This is a genomic window from Aminivibrio pyruvatiphilus (assembly GCF_004366815.1).
GTDB lineage: Bacteria > Synergistota > Synergistia > Synergistales > Aminobacteriaceae > Aminivibrio > Aminivibrio pyruvatiphilus.
This window is the reverse complement of record NZ_SORI01000007.1, coordinates 19,722-36,391: the sequence shown is the minus strand read 5'-3', so window position 1 is coordinate 36,391 and position 16,670 is coordinate 19,722. Positions and strand designations below refer to the sequence as shown.

General features: G+C 63.0%; 14 protein-coding genes. 5 read left to right on the top strand and 9 right to left on the bottom strand.

Annotated features, from left to right (window positions below; genetic code table 11):
- Window positions 1-127: 127 nt before the first annotated feature.
- The 5 genes from C8D99_RS06815 to C8D99_RS06795 all read left to right on the top strand — a co-directional run bounded on the left by C8D99_RS06815 (window position 128) and on the right by C8D99_RS06795 (window position 7,509).
- Window positions 128-2,341: an AraC family transcriptional regulator gene (locus C8D99_RS06815; RefSeq protein ID WP_133957389.1), complete on the top strand. Its 2,214-nt coding sequence runs from the start codon at window positions 128-130 to the stop codon at window positions 2,339-2,341.
- Between the two features lie 101 nt (window positions 2,342-2,442).
- Complete coding sequence (locus C8D99_RS06810) at window positions 2,443-3,456, top strand: ABC transporter substrate-binding protein (RefSeq protein ID WP_166670056.1); 1,014 nt, start codon at window positions 2,443-2,445, stop codon at window positions 3,454-3,456.
- 77 nt (window positions 3,457-3,533) lie between these two features.
- Window positions 3,534-4,646, top strand: a complete 1,113-nt coding sequence (locus C8D99_RS06805; RefSeq protein WP_133957387.1) for an ABC transporter ATP-binding protein — start codon at window positions 3,534-3,536, stop codon at window positions 4,644-4,646.
- Between the two features lie 24 nt (window positions 4,647-4,670).
- Complete coding sequence (locus C8D99_RS06800) at window positions 4,671-6,395, top strand: ABC transporter permease (protein WP_243833856.1); 1,725 nt, start codon at window positions 4,671-4,673, stop codon at window positions 6,393-6,395.
- Between the two features lies 1 nt (window position 6,396).
- Window positions 6,397-7,509, top strand: a complete 1,113-nt coding sequence (locus tag C8D99_RS06795; RefSeq protein WP_133957386.1) for an ABC transporter ATP-binding protein — start codon at window positions 6,397-6,399, stop codon at window positions 7,507-7,509.
- A gap of 538 nt (window positions 7,510-8,047) precedes the next feature.
- On the opposite strand, the gene C8D99_RS06790 is transcribed toward C8D99_RS06795, so the two are convergent.
- From C8D99_RS06790 to C8D99_RS06750, 9 genes are read right to left on the bottom strand one after another with little or no spacing between them, the layout of a single operon-like run.
- The gene (locus tag C8D99_RS06790; protein WP_133957385.1) at window positions 8,048-9,427 is read right to left on the bottom strand and encodes a V-type ATP synthase subunit B; all 1,380 of its coding nucleotides are present in this window, start codon (window positions 9,425-9,427) and stop codon (window positions 8,048-8,050) included.
- 3 nt (window positions 9,428-9,430) lie between these two features.
- On the bottom strand, window positions 9,431-11,206 hold the full coding sequence (locus tag C8D99_RS06785) for a V-type ATP synthase subunit A (RefSeq protein WP_133957384.1): 1,776 nt from the start codon (window positions 11,204-11,206) through the stop codon (window positions 9,431-9,433).
- Between the two features lie 10 nt (window positions 11,207-11,216).
- Complete coding sequence (locus C8D99_RS06780; RefSeq protein WP_133957383.1) at window positions 11,217-11,864, bottom strand: V-type ATP synthase subunit E; 648 nt, start codon at window positions 11,862-11,864, stop codon at window positions 11,217-11,219.
- Complete coding sequence (locus C8D99_RS06775; RefSeq protein WP_133957382.1) at window positions 11,861-12,175, bottom strand: V-type ATP synthase subunit F; 315 nt, start codon at window positions 12,173-12,175, stop codon at window positions 11,861-11,863. The genes C8D99_RS06780 and C8D99_RS06775 overlap by 4 nt, the downstream gene beginning before the upstream one ends.
- 19 nt (window positions 12,176-12,194) lie before the next feature.
- The gene (locus C8D99_RS06770; RefSeq protein WP_133957381.1) at window positions 12,195-12,608 is read right to left on the bottom strand and encodes an ATP synthase subunit C; all 414 of its coding nucleotides are present in this window, start codon (window positions 12,606-12,608) and stop codon (window positions 12,195-12,197) included.
- 22 nt (window positions 12,609-12,630) lie between these two features.
- Entirely contained in the window at window positions 12,631-14,580 is a 1,950-nt protein-coding gene (locus tag C8D99_RS06765) for a V-type ATP synthase subunit I (protein WP_133957380.1), read from the bottom strand.
- A complete protein-coding gene (locus tag C8D99_RS06760; RefSeq protein ID WP_133957379.1) occupies window positions 14,571-15,695 on the bottom strand; it encodes a V-type ATPase subunit in 1,125 nt (374 codons plus the stop codon). Before C8D99_RS06760 ends, C8D99_RS06765 begins: the two co-directional genes overlap by 10 nt.
- A complete protein-coding gene (locus tag C8D99_RS06755) occupies window positions 15,696-16,034 on the bottom strand; it encodes an ATPase (protein ID WP_133957378.1) in 339 nt (112 codons plus the stop codon).
- Window positions 16,031-16,666: a V-type ATP synthase subunit D gene (locus C8D99_RS06750; RefSeq protein ID WP_133957377.1), complete on the bottom strand. Its 636-nt coding sequence runs from the start codon at window positions 16,664-16,666 to the stop codon at window positions 16,031-16,033. The genes C8D99_RS06755 and C8D99_RS06750 overlap by 4 nt, the downstream gene beginning before the upstream one ends.
- Window positions 16,667-16,670 lie beyond the last annotated feature (4 nt).

Genomic DNA, 16,670 nt, shown 5'->3' with positions numbered 1-16,670 from the left:
ATTATAGCACGGCTGAATCGATACCTTCGGGTTTCCGGGCCGGCGGGCCGGCGTATGGTACCATATTTCCGTGTCCTCCAGGCCGGAAGGGACGCCATCACGATGCGAAGGAGCCGCTCCGGGAGCCATGGTCAGACTCAGGATACTGAAAACCTATTTTTCCGAGATCCTCATGCTGGTGGCCGCCACGGTCATCATCACCATCGTGGTGCTCTCCTGGTTCCTCAACTACCATTTCGAGCAGTTCTCCGCCGCCACGGTGAACAGGCTGAACCGGGAGTTCCTCGCGGAAAACCGCCGGATGAACGAGTATCTCCAGAAGATGATCCGCATCAGCGGCATGGAGCTGTTCCTGGAGCCGTCGATCCAGAACCTCATGTACCGGGGTGACCTGAAGAACTTCGACGAGGTGACGGGAATACGGCGGCTGGACGCCGTCATGAGCGCGGGGATGCATATCCATTCCATCTATGTCTACAACGGCGCACGGAAGTACGTGTACGCCACCAGCAACGTGGATTCCGACAGGGCGGAACGGTTCCGGGACCAGGGGGCTCTCTCCCTGCTCGGCGGTTCCGCCGACCGCAGAAGGCTCGAGCCCATCCCCCGGTTCTCCCGCCAGGCCTCCGGCGAGGTTCCCGTCTATTCCTTCGTTTTTTACGACATCCGGAAGACGGAGCCGAGAATCGGCGGCGCCCTCATCATGAACATCACCCTGGACTGGCTCCGGGAGGTGTTCCTGGACACGCCCTCTTCCCCGTCGCGGGTGATGTTCGTGGACGCCGACGGCACCATCGCCTACCATTCCGACCCGTCCATGTTCCTGAAGAACATCGCCGGTGACGGGCTGTTCCGGCGGCTGAAGGCCCGGGGAGACCGGAGCGGCTCCTTTTCCTTCCTGTCCGGGGAGGACGAGGTGTTCGTTTTCTATTCCCGGAGCGGGGAGAATTCCCCCTTCCTCATCCGGACCTATCCCTACGGGGCCATCATGGGGGAGATCCTCGCCCGGCGGCGGACCACCATGATCCTCGTGCTGGTCTGCGTTCCCCTGGCCATGCTCCTCGTGGTGGCGGTCTCCAGGAAACTCTACAGGCCCATCAGGCAGCTCGTGCGCAGGGTGGACCCCCACGCCGAGGGGGAAAATTCCGGCCAGGGAGATCTCGGATTCCTCTCCTCCCGGATAGACAGCATCCTGTCCCGGGCCGAGACGGTGGAGGAGACGGCCGAGTCCTACCGGAAGCTCCTGCAGACCGACGTACTGCGGGGGGCCCTGTCGGGAAAGACCGCCGATCCCGGGAGCCTCCTGGAGCAGTTCCGGGAATTCCGGATCCCCTTCTCTCCGGAAGAACCCTTCGGCCTGACGGGTTTCAGGCCTTTCACTGAAGAAAAGCTGGACAGGCTCAGGTCCGATTTTCCGGAGACGGCCCTGATGGGGGTTCCCTTCGACGGGGAGCGGATGGTGGTCCTGTTCCAGGGAGGTTCCGGAAGAACAACGGGGGTACTGTGCTCACGGGCCGTCTCGCTGGGCGCCAGGATCGCCGTGGGCTCTCCCCAGGCGGAGGGGCTTTCCTTCCTGCCCGGACTGGCCGATTCCCTTCTCCGGGAGCTGCGGTTCTCCTTCCTTTATCCGGAAGGCACCATCCTCGGGTGCCCGAAAGAGTCCAGAAGCAGCGGCACCGCGGTGACCTACCCCACGGAGAAGGAGAAGGAGCTGCTGCAGCTTCTCCGCCAGGGCAGGGCAGAGGATGCCTTCGAGGCGTACCTGCAGTTTTTCGAGGCCATCTCCGGCGGTTCCTTCACCCATTTCCGGTTCTCCATGAAGAGGCTCTACATTTCACTGCAGCTCCTGGCGAAGGAGATGGGGAAGGGGTTCGGCAGCCCGAAGGAGATGAACATCGGGGAATTTGAGCAGACAGTCGAGACTCTCGAGGACAGGACGACCCTGGACGGTTTCTTTCGGGAGTGGTTCGAAGCTTTCGAAAAGACCCTGCAGCGGTGCAGGACGGAGAAAAACCGGGCGCTGGTGGAGCAGATCCGGGAGACGGTCCGGGAGGAGTACGCCAATCCAAACCTCTGCCAGCAGTACCTGGCCGACAGGGTCGGCCTTTCCGTCTCCCACGTCTCCAAAATCTTCAAGGAGGCCGGAGGAGTCTCCCTCAGCGACTACTGCCTGGAGGTCCGCATGGAAAAGGTCTCGGCGCTGCTGGCGGAGACCGACATCCCCGTCCGTGACGCGGCGGCGGCCGCGGGCTTTTCCAACGAGAACTATTTCTATACCCTCTTCAGGAAGCGTTTCGGCACCACCCCCGGGGAGTACCGCTCCCGTTTCCGCCTTCGATAATCGGGGATAAAACAAAGAAACGAAATTTGCAGTTTTCCCGGAAATCCCTTTCTCCTACAATGTCACCGGGTTTAAAAAAGTTCAAGGAGGAGATGATTTCTATGGGAAAGTTTGTTAAGGCAGCGCTCGTACTTTCGCTCCTGGCGTCCGCGATGACAGGGTCCTTCACGCAGACGGCCGCGGCGGCCGAAGAGAAGCAGTACGTCATGCTCTATTCCTCGCTGAAAGATTCCCAGCTCGCCGCCATCCGGGAGGGCTTCATGAAGAAGCACCCCAACGTGACCATGGACTACTACACCGCCGGCACCGGCAACGTGATGACCAAGCTGGCCACGGAGCACCAGTCCGGCGGCATCGCGGCCGACATCATCTGGGTGGGCGATCCCACCAACTACCTGACCTTCAAGGAGCAGGACCTCCTGATGCCCTACGATTCCCCCGCGGCCGCCGATATCCCCGACAAGTTCAAGGACGCCGACAGGCTGTACATGTCCGCCCGGCTGATCATGCTGGGCTTCGTGTACAACACCAACCTCGTGAAGGAAGACCAGATCCCCAAAACATGGGAAGACCTGCTGAAGCCCGAGTTCAAGGATTACCTTTCCATGACCGACCCCACCACCAGCGGCACCACCCTGTTCACCGTGGCCGGCCTCGTCCAGAGCCCGAAATACGGCTGGGAATACCTGGAGAAGCTGAAGGCCAACGGCCTGAAGCTCGAGAACGGGTCCAGCGCAGTGGTCAACAAGGCCGCCGCCGGAGAGTACAAGGTCTCCATCGGAGTGGACTACATCGCCCGCACCGTCATGGCCCAGGGAGCCACCGTGGGATTCGCCTACCCCGAGGCTGACATACCCATCATCGAGAGCCCCATCGCCATCATCAAGAACACAAAGAACCCTGAAGCCGCAAAGAAGCTCTACGACTACATCATCAGCGTGGAGGGCCAGTCGGTGCTCCTCGAGGAGTTCACCATGCCCATCAACCCGGACATGAAGCTGGAAAACGCCATCGACGTGAAGGTCGCCGAGGCCAGGATGCTTCCCGTGGATCCCGCGGCCCTGGTCCGGGACAAGCTGGACATGCTGCAGAAGTTCGACGCCATTTTCAAATAGACGCCGGTATTTTCCGGTATTGCCCGTGCGGTCCGGAGGTCATCCCGGACCGCGCATCATATCCAGGAGGTGCGCCCATGGCGATAGTCTCGATGAGGGACATCACCGTACACTATGGAAAGAACACCGTTATCGACGGTTTGTCCCTTGAAGTGGAGCGGGGAGAGAACCTGGCGATCGTCGGTCCTTCCAGCTGCGGAAAGACGACCCTGATGAGGGCTCTGTGCGGGTTCATAAAGATTGGCCGCGGCGAAATCCTGCTCAACGACGGGGTGGTGTCGTCACCGTCCCGGAGGATCATGGTCGCCCCGGAGAAGCGGAACATCGGCGTGGTGTTCCAGGATTACGCCGTCTGGCCTCATTTTACGGTCTTCGAAAACATCGTCTACCCCATGAGAAAGCGCAAAGTTCCCAAGGAAGAGGCGAAGGAGCGGGCCCTCGCCGCCATGGCCCAGGTGAAGATGCAGGATTTCGCCGACCGGCTGCCCTCCCAGCTCTCGGGGGGACAGCAGCAGCGGGTGGCCCTGGCCCGGGCCCTGGTGTCGTCCTCGGAACTGATCGTCCTGGACGAGCCCATCACCAACCTCGACGCGAAGCTCCGGGAGGAGATGGCCTACGAAATCCGGAACCTCCAGAAGACCATCGGGGTCACCGTCATCTACATCACCCACGACCAGGAGACGGCCATGACCATCTCCGACCGCATGGTGATCATGGACAAAAAGGGAACCATCCGCCAGCTCGGAACTCCTGAGGAGATCTGGAACCGCCCGAAGGACCGGGATGTCTACGCCTTCCTCGGCGTGTCCAACTTCCTTCCCCTTCTTCACGAAAACGGCTCCCTCCATCTTGTCTCGCCTTCCGGAAACCGGAAGCTCGACAGCCTTGCGGCGGACATTCCGGAAGACTTCGGCTCCAGGCTGCTCCTTGCCTCACGCCCCACGGACATCCGGGTCTCCCCCCTTTCGGACGACCCCGCAGGCGTGGAGGGCGTGGTGGAGCGGGTGACCTACCTTGGGCACCAGTTCGACTATTTCGTGAACGTGGGCGGCTATACCGTCAGGGTCCAGGAGGATTCCCTCGAGGCCTTCGGCCGGGGGGTCCCCGCCGAGGGTTCCCCCTGCGCGGTGGAGTTTCTCCAGCCGGCGGTGTACGAGGCGGATCCCCTGGATCCCAGGTTTGACCTTTGATTTCCCCACTACAGGAGCATTGACATGAAATTTTTTCTGACAAGCATGTTCGGAAAAGAAACGTCCCGGGGAGACCGCCGCTTCGGCCTGGACCGGATCGTCTTCCTCCTTTCGCTGTTCATCCTTATCGTGACGGTCCTGATGCCCATGCTCATGATCGTCGTCAGGACCTTCTTCAAGGGCACCCAGCCCGACTGGGCCCTGTTCACCCGGGTCGTCCTGGCCCCGGAGAACCTTTCGGCCATCTACAACACCGTGAAGATCGGCTTTCTCGTCACCCTCTTCGGGACCGTGCTCGGCCTGTTCTACGCCTGGCTGATCGGCCGGAGCGACATCCCCATGAAGGGTCTCATGAAGGCCCTGTTCACCATTCCCTACATGTTCCCCCCCTTCTTCGGGGCCATGGCGTGGAGCCTGCTGCTCGCCCCCCGGTCGGGGTACATGAACAAGTGGTTCATGCAGCTCACGGGGAGCACCGCTCCGCTGCTGGACATCAACAGCATCGGCGGCATCGTCTTCGTGGAGACCTGCTATTACTTCCCCTTCGTCTTCCTCCAGGTGGTGAGCGCCCTCGAGCGCATGGACCCCACCCTGGAGGAGTCCGCCCGGATCGCCGGGGCGGGGCAGTGGTACGTGATCCGGAAGATCACCCTTCCCCTGGTCCTGCCCGCCATCGCCGCGGGAGCCATGCTCATCCTCATTTCCTCCATCTCCCATTTCGGCGTGCCGGCCATCCTCGGGTTCTCCAACAACATCTTCACCCTGCCCACGAAGATCTACCAGCTCATCAACCGGTCCGCCGGCAGCTTCGACGGAATCCGGGAGGGGGCGGCCCTGTCCATCCTGCTGGTGGGCGTGGTGGTGGCGGCCCTCTACATCCAGCGCCTCGTGCTCAAGACGGGCCATTACGACATCATCAAGGGAAAGAGCATGCGGCCCATGCTCATCAAGCTGCGGGGGGCGAAGATCCCCCTTCTCGGGATCAGCCTGCTTTCCCTGTTCGTCATCGTGGTGGTCCCCCTCTTCATGATCTTCATCGTGGGGTTCCTCAAGGCCTACGGCCTGCCGCTCACGCTGCAGAACCTCACATTGCGGAACTACGAGTACATCCTGGGGCAGTCGAAGATGGTCCGGGATTCCATCGTGAACAGTCTCTTCCTGTCGGTGGCCTCGGGCGTGATCACCATGTTCCTGGGCGTGATGATCGCCTACGTGGTCATCAAGGTGAAGCCCAGGGGAAAGGGCTTCCTGGAGATGCTCTCCCTGCTGCCCTATTCCATCCCGGGGCTGGTGCTGGCCATCGGCGTCATCCTGGTCTGGAGCGGCGCCTTCGGGATCAACCTCTACAACACCATCTGGATCATCCTCATCGCCTACATCGCCCGGTACGTGTCCTTCGCCATGAAATCAGCGTCGGCCTCCCTTGAGCAGGTCCACTACTCCCTGGAGGAGGCGGCCCGGTCCTGCGGGGCCACCCATCTCGAGTCCCTCCGGGACATCACCATACCCCTGATACGCCCGGGCATGATCGCAGGCTTCTTCCTCATCTTCCTGCCGGCCATGAGGGAACTGACCACGTCGGTACTGCTCTACGGGCCCTTCACCAGGACCCTCGGCGTGGCCATCTACGCCATCAACTCGGAAGGGAACACGGTGCAGGCTTCGGCCCTCGCCACCGTGGCCATCGGGATCATCATCGCGGGGCACTTCGCCCTCCGGTATGTGACCAGAGACAGGAAGGGTATATAACATGAGCCGGATAACGCTGAAGAACGTGACCAAGGAATTCGTCACCCGGGGAGGCCACCGGGTGACTGCGGTGGACAACTTCAACCTCGAGATACAGGAAGGGGAGTGCTTCTCCTTCCTGGGCCCCTCCGGCTGCGGGAAGACGACCACCCTCCGCATGATCGCCGGCTTCGAGGACCTGACGGAAGGGGAAATCTGGCTTGGTGACAAGCCTGTGTCCGTGAAGTCGAAGAACCTCTACGTCCCTCCTGAGGAACGGGGGCTGGGCATGGTCTTCCAGGCCTTCGCCGTGTGGCCCCACCTGAACGTCTTCGAGAACGTGGCCTTTCCCCTGAGGGTCAAGAAGACCCCGAGGGACGAGCTCCGGGAGCGGGTCATGACCGCCCTGGGCCACACGGACCTCCAGGGCGCCGAGAAGGCCTACCCCTCGGACCTGTCCGGGGGGCAGCAGCAGCGGATCGCCCTGGCGCGGGCCATCGTCACGAACCCGAGGGTCATGCTCCTGGACGAACCCCTGTCGAACCTCGACCCGAAGCTCCGGGAGTCCATGCGGTTCGAGATCAAGGCCCTGCAGAAGAAGTTCAACTTCACCATCATCTTCGTCACCCACGACCAGTCTGAGGCCATGGCCCTGTCGGACAGGATGCTCGTCATGGACCTTGGAAAGATCATCCAGACGGGAACGCCGAGGGAAATGTACCAGGACCCCGCCAACAAGTTCGTCTACGGCTTTCTGGGCCTGTCGAACTTCCTGAGGGTCCGGGTGAGGGACGGCCGTGTGTTTCCTGCGGAAGGGACCATTCAGCCAATCCCCTTCGAGCTTCCCCAGGGCGTGTCGGATGGTGAGGGGCTGCTGGCCTCCCGGCCGAACGAGATCGGCCTGAGCCGGACGGAAGGAACGGGCTACCCGGGGCGGATAGAGAAGCGGCTCTACATGACCTTCTGCATCGAGTACCACGTGAACATCGCGGGGCAGGTCATCCGGGTCCACACGCCCCACGGCAATGTCCTGCCCGAAGGCTGCGGCTGTTTCGTACAGTTCAGGAACCCCCGGTGGTACGCAGGGGAATCGGAGCAAGTGGAGTTGGAGCGGATCGAGCGGCAGGTGATTTAGGGAAACTTTGTGGGGGCGGGATCTCGTTTTTGATTCCGAGGTCTTAAAACCAGATTCCTCGGGCTTCGCCCTTCGGAATGACAAACCTTTATGGTACGGCAGCAGAGGCGGGATTGTCCCCGTTCTTGTCATCCTGAGGCCGGGTTCATGGCCGAAGGATCTCGTTCTTGGTTCTTGGTTGACTCAAACCCGAGATCCCTCCCCTCCGGGGACGCGATCGCTCCACAGCCTGATTTCGGGGTCGTAAAACCGAGATTCCTCGGGCTTCGCCCTTCGGAATGACAAACCTTTATGGTACGGCAGCAGAGGCGGGATTGTCCCCGTTCTTGTCATCCTGAGGAGCGGTGTTTGCGACGAAGGATCTGATCCTGATTCTGAAGGCCTTAAACCCGAGATCCTTCCCCTCCGGGAACGCGATCGCTCCACAGCTTGATTTCGGGGTCGTAAAACCGAGATTCCTCGGGCTTCGCCCTTCGGAATGACAAACTTTCATGCGACAGGAGGGGCCGGGGAAATCTCCCCGGCCCCTGCGCTGCATCTACGCGCCCTTTTTCCGGATGTACTTTTCGATCTCCTCCATGGAAAGCCGGGACAGTTCCTGTACGGGCAGAGAGGAGAGAAGCTCCCATCCCAGATCGAGGGACTGGCTGATCTCCCGGTTCTCCTCCGGCCCCTGGCTGAGGAAGGACCGTTCAAAGGCATCCCCGAAGGCCAGGGACGCCCGGTCTGCCGGGCTCACTTCGTCCTCGCCCACCACTCCTGCGAGGGACCGTACGTTGTGGACCCTGCTGTAGGAGGCGAACAGCTGTCCTGCGAGGTCGGGGTGGTCCTCCCGTGTGTATCCTTTGCCGATGCCGTCCTTCATGAGCCGGGACAGGCTCGGCAAAACTTCTACGGGAGGATAGATTCCGCGGGCCTCGAGATCACGGGAAAGGACGACCTGCCCCTCGGTGATGAACCCCGTCAGGTCGGGGATGGGGTGGGTGATGTCGTCGTTCGGCATGGTGAGGATGGGGATCTGGGTGACGCTCCCCCGCCCGCTCCGCAGAACCCCGGCCCGCTCGTAGAGGGACGCCAGGTCGCTGTACAGGTAGGAGGGATATCCCTTCCGGCTCGGCACCTCGCCCCGGGCCACGGAGAGCTCCCGGAGAGCCTCGCAGTAGCTTGTCATGTCCGTCATGATGACCAGAACGTGCATTCCAAGGTCGAAGGCGAGGTATTCCGCCGCCGTGAGGGCGAACCTCGGCGTGGCGATCCGCTCGATCACCGGGTCGTCCGCCAGGTTGAGGAAGAGTACCAGGTGCCCTCCCTGCCCGTGGGCGGAGAGACGCTGCTGGAAGTAGGCGGCGTCGTCGTGCTTGATGCCGATTCCGGCGAAGACCACGGCGAAGTTTTCTGCCCCCACGAGCCGGGACTGGGTTGCGATCTGCACCGCCAGCTGGTTGTGGGGCAGGCCGTTCCCGGAGAAGATGGGGAGTTTCTGCCCCCTGATCAGTGTGAGGAGGACGTCGATGGACGATATGCCCGTGGAGATGAAGTCCCGGGGATACTCCCTGGCCATGGGGTTTATGGCCGATCCGTTCACCGGCCGGCGCACGCCCCCGAGTACGGGGCCGCACCCGTCCTTCGGCTCGCCCAGCCCCGAGAACGTCCGGCCGAGAAGCGACGGGGACAGGGAAATTTCGAGTTCACGGCCGAGAAAACGGACGGCTGTGGAGGATGGGGCCAGTCCCTCGGTGCCCGAGAAGACCTGCACCAGGGTGGAATTCCGGTCCACGAGGACCACCCGTCCCTTGCGCACCCCTCCGTCCGGAGAAAGAACATCCACGATTTCGTCATATCCCACCCCGGGGATGCCGGACAGAAGCAGGAAGGGACCGGAGATTTTCTCCACGCCCACGTATTCGGTTGCTGCCATGGTTTACCCCTCCCTTCCGGGGGCAATTCGCTCCCGGTCCACCGTCTCCATGCGCTCGAAGAGACGCTTTTTCAGATCGGCAAAGGCTTCCTTCATCTCCGCAGGGATCTCCCTCAGGTGGGTCAGCTCCACCAGCTCCTTTATTCCCTTGAGGAGCGAGAGGGGACAGCCCCGCTTCAGCAGCCTGTCAGCCTTCTCATGGAACCCGAGGAGCAGGTCGAGGATGGCCAGCCCCTTCTCCGGCGGGCAGTAGGAATCGGGCCCGAAAGCCCCCTGCTGGAGGTAGCCGTTCTTCAGCAGCGACGCCGTGAGGGCTGTGAGCTTCTGGTCGTCGGGGAGGACGTCCTCGCCGACGAGGCGGATGATCTGCTGGATCTTGTCGTCCTCCGCAAGGATCTCTCTTGCCCGCTCCCGCAGGGACGCCCAGGACGGGTTCACGTTCGCGGCGTACCAGTCCTTCACCTCGTCGCCGTACTCGCTGTAGGAGTCGATCCAGCTGATTGCCGGAAAGTGGCGGGACCGGGCGAGCTGCTGGTCCAGTGCCCAGAAGCAGCGGATGAACCGCTTGGTGTGGCGGGTCACAGGCTCGGTGAAGTCGCCTCCCGGAGGGGAGACGGCGCCGATGATGGAGATGCTGCCCCGGGTTCCCCCCAGGGTGGTAACCTTTCCCGCCCGCTCGTAGAATTCGGCGATGCGGGTAGGGAGGTAGGCGGGGAACCCCTCCTCGGCGGGAATCTCTCCGAGGCGGCCGGAAATCTCCCTCAGGGCCTCCGCCCACCGGGAGGTGGAGTCTGCCATGAGGGCCACGTCGTAGCCCATGTCCCGGTAGTACTCGGCCAGGGTGATGCCCGTGTAGATGGAGGCTTCCCTTGCCGCCACGGGCATGTTCGACGTGTTGGCTATGAGGATGGTCCGCTCCATGAGGGGCTTCCCCGAGCGGGGATCCTCCAGGACAGGAAACTCCTCAAGCACCTGGGTCATCTCGTTGCCCCGCTCGCCGCAGCCGATATAGACCACGATCTGGGCGTCGCTCCACTTGGCCAGCTGGTGCTGGGTCACCGTCTTGCCCGTGCCGAATCCTCCGGGAATGGCGGCCACGCCGCCCTTGGAAAGAGGGAAGAGGCCGTCGATGACCCTCTGCCCGGTGAGCAGGGGTTCGTCGGGCAGAAGCCGCTCCGCTATGGGCCGGGGCGTCCGCACCGGCCACCGTGTGATCATGGGGACGGATCTTTCTTTTCCCCGGGCATCCCGGATTTTCGCCACCACGGACGACGCCCTGTGGAAGCCCGAGGGGAGTATGGAGAGGATTTCCCCCGCAAGCCCTGCGGGCACCAGAATCCGGTGCTCCACAAGAGAGGTCTCCTTCACCGATGCCAGCACCGTCCCGGGGGTGACCACGTCCCCTACCTTGCCCAGGGGAGTGACCTCCCAGGTACGGTCGGGGTCGACCTGGGGAACGGAGACGCCCCGTGTCACGAAAGCCCCTTCCTTCTCCATAAGGCGGGCCAGGGGCCTGCCGATACCGTCGAAAATGGAGCCCATGAGGCCGGGACCGAGGGTCATGGAGAGGGGGCTTCCCGACCCCGTTACCGGTTCGCCCACGGTGAGGCCCGCCGTGTCTTCGTACACCTGGACGAGGGCTTCCTCCCCTTCGAGGCGGATGATCTCTCCCAGCAGGGAAAGATGTCCCACGGTGACCATCTCCCGCATGGAGAAGTCCCGCATGCCCGTCGCCCGGACCACGGGGCCGTTCACCGTGATGATTCGTCCTGAGTTCATGGCCGCCTCCTCACAGGAGGGAGAGGATCCGCTCGGCGAGGGCATCCTTCACTTCGGCGATGACCTCCCGCCAGTCGGCGGGGGAGCGCCACGAGCCGTCCGGTGCGGAGAGCCAGACCCCGCCCAGGATGGGGGCGGCGTCGGGGGCGAAGGAGACGGAGAGATCGGGACGCTTCTCCCGGAGGCGGGCCGCCAGAGGTTCCCCCAGGGCTTCGTCCTCGGAGGCGAGCTGGATTCTGACCTCCGTCCCGGCGGGGAGGTTTTCCGCCGCCTCGAGGGCCAGGCCCGCGAGGACCGCGGGATAGGACGGATGAATCCGGAGGGCTGTGAGCTCCTTCTGGAGCATCCCCACCGCCTCGTCGAGAAGGGAGTTCTGGAGGCGGAGCCGCTCCTTGGTCCGGGCCATCTCGGCACCTGAAATCTGCCGTTTGGATATCTCCTCCGCCCGTTTCACCGCCTCGGCGTGGATCTGCTCCACCATGCGGTCCAGGGCCGCGTTCTGCTCGGCGAGCCACGAGGCTGCCTCACTCCTGGCTGATTCCAGGAGGGCTTCCCGTTCGTCGTCGGCCTTCTTGAGCAGCAAATTTTTCAGGGAGGCCAGTTTTTCGGGGTTGCGGACCTCGTAATTCCGGCCGTCTCCTGCTATGGAACCGGTCATTCTATCTTCACTCCAATCGCGTCGCGGATGTACCGCGTCAGAAAGTCACCCTGCCGCATGCTGCCGTGGCGGTCGGGTATCTCCACCAGGAGAGGGGTTTCTCCCCTTTCCCGGAGGGCCTTCACCATGGCGGGAACCTGGGCGGCGGCCTTTTCGGTGATGACAAGGACTCCCACGCCCGGCCTGTTCGCCAGCACGTCCTCCAGGGCTGCGGCGGTCTCCTCCGGGCCGTGGACCTCCACGCCGGGGATGCCCGCCAGGCGGAGCAGTACCAGGGAGTCGTGGTTGTCGCTGATGAGGAATCCCTTCATGTCCCCGGGAGCCTCCGGGCTACAGCTTGCCCAGGATCAGCAGGGAGACGATGACTCCGTAGATGGCGATGCCTTCCGCCAGGCCGAGGTAGATGAGGGTCGTCCCCAGCATGGAGGGCTTCTCTCCCACCACGCCCAGGGCGGCGGCGCCCACCACGGCCACGGCGATGCCCGCACCCAGGCAGGCCAGCCCGGTGGCGAGGCTCGCGCCGAGGAACCCCAGCCCCGACGCGGCGGAGGCTGCGGTTGCCTCAGCGGCCGCCGACGGGGCGGGCAGCAGGGTCAGTACGAGTCCGGCGGCGAGAAGGACGGCCAGGACGGCGAGGACGCCTCCCAGGACCGCCCTGGGGGAGCGCACGGTCCGTCCCCGAAGATAGAATCCGGCAGCGCAGGCAAACACCGTTCCTCCTGCAATAAGTACAAGTCCGCTCATGAATTGGTTCCTCCTCGATAGTCTAATCTTGTTTTTTCCCATTCCAGGTCACGGGGGCGAAGGGCCTGCCGCCGCCGTGGTAGAACTTGCTGAAGAACTCATAGTACTCGAGCCTCAGGGTCTGGATGAAGACGATGAGACCCTCGAGGCCCACGATGACAATGTTGCCGAGCAGCAGGACCGCTGCCCGGAAGAGGGCTCCCCCGGGGAGGCTGTGGACCATGTCGCTGAGCATGAACACCGCCGCCGACAGTCCCGCGTGGTTCAGGGCGAAGGCTGCCAGCCGAACGAAGGAGGCGGTGTTGCTCAGGAAGGAGAGCAGGTCGTGGAACACCGTGAAGGTGTGGACCACTCCGCCCTCGTCCTTTTCCTGGGGGCCGAACAGGAGCCGCTCCAGCACCGAGCTGAAGAGGATCACCAGGAAAAGCAGCCCGAGAACCGCCAGGAGCGGTTTCGGAGCCCCCCCGTCAGACGTGAAGGCGATGGCGGCCGTAAGGGCCGCGGTCCAGTAGAAGAGGAGACCGGCCACCCCCTCGCCGTCGAAGAGCATCTTTCCCGTCCGTCCCTCCCGTTTCAGGGCCAGGATGTTGATGGCGATCCCCATGCTCAGGAAGGCCACTCCCACGAAGAGGGAGGTCTGTATCAGGTCGGAGATGCCGTGCATGGGGGAAGTCCACAGGGAGGGCAGGATCTCCTCCGAGCCGAAGACGCTCCCGTAGAGAAAGCCGAAGACCATGGCGGAGACTCCTGCGATCCGGATCACCGATGCGAAGGCTTTTTTTAGTATCCCCTTCCGGGCAAGCCACCATGCCCCGGCGGCGAGAAGGAAGCCGTGCCCCACGTCGCCGAACATGAAGCCGAAGAAGAGGCAGAAGCTCAGCGCCACCAGCGGTGAAGGGTCCGTCTCCCCGTAGGAGGGCAGACTGTAGAGGGCCACGATCTCCTGGAAAGTTCGGGCGAGGAAATTGTTCTTCAGCAGGGTGGGGAGCTGCCTGCCCCGTTTTTCCAGTTCCGTTCCCTTTTCCGTGAGCAGCAGGGTGTTGGGGCCCAGCCGTTCCACCTGATCCGCCACCCTGTCCAGCGTCGGGGCGGGGATGACCCCCGACAGCACGAAAATGCCGCTCATCTCCCCCCGCTTCTGGCAGAGAGCGTAGACCCGCTGGAGGGAGTGGACGGCGCAGTAGAGCCGCTCCAGATCCTTCCTCCGGCGTCCCAGGTAGTTCCGGGGGGCTTCCTGGAGGGCCCGGATGGCCCGCTCCGAGTCGAGCTGCCGCTCCCTCAGCCGCTCCCTGAGGTTTGCACCAGCACCCTCGAAGAGGTCGGTCAGCCGGTATTCCTTCAGGTAGACCGTCCGGAAGATCTTCTCCGCCTCCTCCAGGTAGTCCCTGGAGCAGAAGACGATGGCCAGGACATACCCTTTTTCCGCCACCACGGGGTAGACCAGCAGGGGCGTGACGGCGGCCATTTCCTCCAGTTTTTTATAGTTTTCCGCGCTCAGGCGCCCGAAGGTGATGGAGAGATACCGGGTCATCAGGGTCTCCTCCACGTCCCTGTCGGCGGATGCCAGGGCGTCGAGGAAGGCCCCCGCCGCCATGAGCTTCTCCCGCTCTTCCTCCAGGACTTCAGCCCGTTTTTTCCAGATGTCGATTTTTTGGGCCACATCGAGCACCTGCCGGGAGCATTCCTCCCGGGAAAGGGACGGGGTGTCCCGGCTGCAGGTCCGTTCAGCGGGAAATACCGCTCCCGCTTCCTTCCAGACGTAGTTCAGCTTCTCCAGGAGTTCGTCGTAGGGGTTCTTCTGGAAGGTGGAAATCCGCGCCCCTCCCGAAGACAGGGACGCGGGGCGCCGTTCAAGGGCAAATTCCAGGGGAACGGGCTCGAAGTTTCCCAGGGTGAGCAGTTCCGCCGCCAGGGCCTCTATCTCCTGCCGGGGACCGATGAGGGACATCCCCATCATTTCCACTACAGCCACGACGGTTCGACCTCCCTTTCCTTTCCGGCGAAGGATGCGGCGGCGGGATGGATGAGGAATTCCCTGGCCTTTTTCCTGTCGTAGTGATACCGCACGTCTTCAATAATGGTAAACAGGTCCTTCACCTCCAGCTCTCTCAGTGTCAGGTACGCGAGCACCGCGTGGACCCCCGCGGAGCCGGACCGGAAGATGGCCGACGCCGTCCTCCAGAGGATCCGGTACAGGTTGTGCTCCAGGGCCATCTCCCCCACCTCCGGGACCTCGTTTCCGCCGGAGGTGCGGAAGGCCTCGCCGTAGGGGCTCTCCCTGAGCAGCTTCACCATGGACGGCACGTCGGGGGCGAAGGCGAAGGAGCTCAGCGTGTCGAAATTCAGCCTGTAGCGCACCGGCAGCGTCAGGCCGAGGGCCTCCTCCGGGGTGAGGGAGAAGAACCGGCGGCTCCGGTAGATCCAGTACATGTTGATCAGGTCCGCCCTGGTGCCGAAAATCTGCCGGACGCCCCGCCCCTCGCTCCCGGACAGCTTTTTCCCCTTCGAGAGAATCCGGGTGAGAAAGAAGGCATCCATGGCCATCTTGGGCCGAAAGAGGGTGCCACCCTCTTTTTCGATCCTTTTCAGGGGCTCGGCGAGGATGTCGTATAAGGGGTACCCCCGAAGGGACTCCAGCACGTCCCTCAGGCTTCCGGCCGCCAGGAGCTTCTCCCCGTCCGCCACGGTGATGGGGACGGAGGCCACCCTCCGCCGGAGGTTCTCCCTGCTTCCCATTCCCGTGGTGATGATGCGGAGCACCCGCTTGATCACGTCCACGTCGAACCGCTCGCCCCATGCCCGGAGCAGGGCGCTTCGTTCCGGACCGAGGTAGCGGCAGAAAGGGATCTCCTCCAGGAGAGGGACGGAGGTGATGATCGCCTCCAGGTCCCCCCGGTGCATGGTCTCCGGAGAAGGCTCCGTGATGTACGGACCGTAAGCTTCCGTCTTCGCGAGGTAGGCGGCGATCTCCCCCACGGTCTCCAGTTCGAGAAGCCGGAGGTAGTCAGAGGGGGCGAGAAGCCTTCCCCTGTAGACCCGGGCCTTCGCCGTCACCGCGGCCCGTTCTCCCGCGGCGAGAAAGGACACCTAGGCCCCTCCTTTTTTTCCGTACCGTTCGGCGATCTCTTCCGCGAACTTCGACACCGCCGGCGGGGCCTTTTCGCCGAACTGATCCTTCATCTTCTGCCGCCCCCGCATTCCCATGTCGGCGATCTGGGCGGCCTCAAGCTCGGCGGAATGACGGGCCGACTCCACGATGGCCTTCGCCTGGGCCCTGGCGGCGGTGAGCCGGGCCTCCTGGTCCGCGGCGAATTTTTCCCTGTTTTCCCGGAGGATGTCCGCAGCCTTCCGCCGGGCGTCCTCAACAGAATCCGCCGCTTCGTCCTCGGCGGCCAGAAGGGCGGTCAGCACTTCGCTCAGGTTCATAGGATCCCTCCTCCTTCGTTTTCCAATCCCTCGCGGGCCATCTTCATCCGGGTGAAATCCTCCCGGTCGTTCTCCTCGAGCACGTTGGCGATCCAGGCGAGCATCCGCCTATGGGAGGGAATGACCACCTTCTCCAGGGCGTTCACCCGCCGGAAGGTCCTCCTGATCTGCACTGCCAGCCGATAGACGGAAGTCTCCACCTCCGCCAGCCGGGCGATGAGGGAGAGCACCTCCGTGGCGTGAAGGTAGGCGCCATCCAGGACCCCCGACGTGCCGAGAAAGGAGTAGCACGGTTCGGGCGGCCTGTTTACAGGGTCCACCTTCGGTATCTCCACGCCCATGACGGAGTGGAGCCTCACGGTGAAGTCGTCGGTTTCGGGGACAGAGTAGGAGAGTTCCTCCACGTTCTCGATGCCCAGGGAAAGTCCGGCCATCTGGAGGCTGAAGTAGGCTTCGGAGAAGACCGCTTCAAGGGAGTGCTGGAGTTCCTTGGCCTCCCGGATTTTCCCCATCAGCTCCATAAGGAGGATGGTCCGTTTCTGCTCGAGAAGGTCGTGTCCCTTCTCGGCCAGTTTCAGCGATGATGCGAATTTCACCATGTTTCCCCTGGTGGGGGCGATTTTCGGGCTCATGATC

Bases quoted from the DNA above. Each gene is read 5' to 3' on its own strand.
- C8D99_RS06770 (WP_133957381.1), bottom strand. From the start codon at position 12,608: ATGAGCGGACTTGTACTTATTGCAGGAGGAACGGTGTTTGCCTGCGCT.
- C8D99_RS06795 (WP_133957386.1), top strand. From the start codon at position 6,397: ATGAGCCGGATAACGCTGAAGAACGTGACCAAGGAATTCGTCACCCGG.
- C8D99_RS06810 (WP_166670056.1), top strand. From the start codon at position 2,443: ATGGGAAAGTTTGTTAAGGCAGCGCTCGTACTTTCGCTCCTGGCGTCC.
- C8D99_RS06805 (WP_133957387.1), top strand. From the start codon at position 3,534: ATGGCGATAGTCTCGATGAGGGACATCACCGTACACTATGGAAAGAAC.
- C8D99_RS06775 (WP_133957382.1), bottom strand. From the start codon at position 12,175: ATGAAGGGATTCCTCATCAGCGACAACCACGACTCCCTGGTACTGCTC.
- C8D99_RS06785 (WP_133957384.1), bottom strand. From the start codon at position 11,206: ATGAACTCAGGACGAATCATCACGGTGAACGGCCCCGTGGTCCGGGCG.
- C8D99_RS06755 (WP_133957378.1), bottom strand. From the start codon at position 16,034: ATGAACCTGAGCGAAGTGCTGACCGCCCTTCTGGCCGCCGAGGACGAA.
- C8D99_RS06815 (WP_133957389.1), top strand. From the start codon at position 128: ATGGTCAGACTCAGGATACTGAAAACCTATTTTTCCGAGATCCTCATG.
- C8D99_RS06790 (WP_133957385.1), bottom strand. From the start codon at position 9,427: ATGGCAGCAACCGAATACGTGGGCGTGGAGAAAATCTCCGGTCCCTTC.
- C8D99_RS06780 (WP_133957383.1), bottom strand. From the start codon at position 11,864: ATGACCGGTTCCATAGCAGGAGACGGCCGGAATTACGAGGTCCGCAAC.
- C8D99_RS06800 (WP_243833856.1), top strand. From the start codon at position 4,671: ATGAAATTTTTTCTGACAAGCATGTTCGGAAAAGAAACGTCCCGGGGA.
- C8D99_RS06750 (WP_133957377.1), bottom strand. From the start codon at position 16,666: ATGAGCCCGAAAATCGCCCCCACCAGGGGAAACATGGTGAAATTCGCA.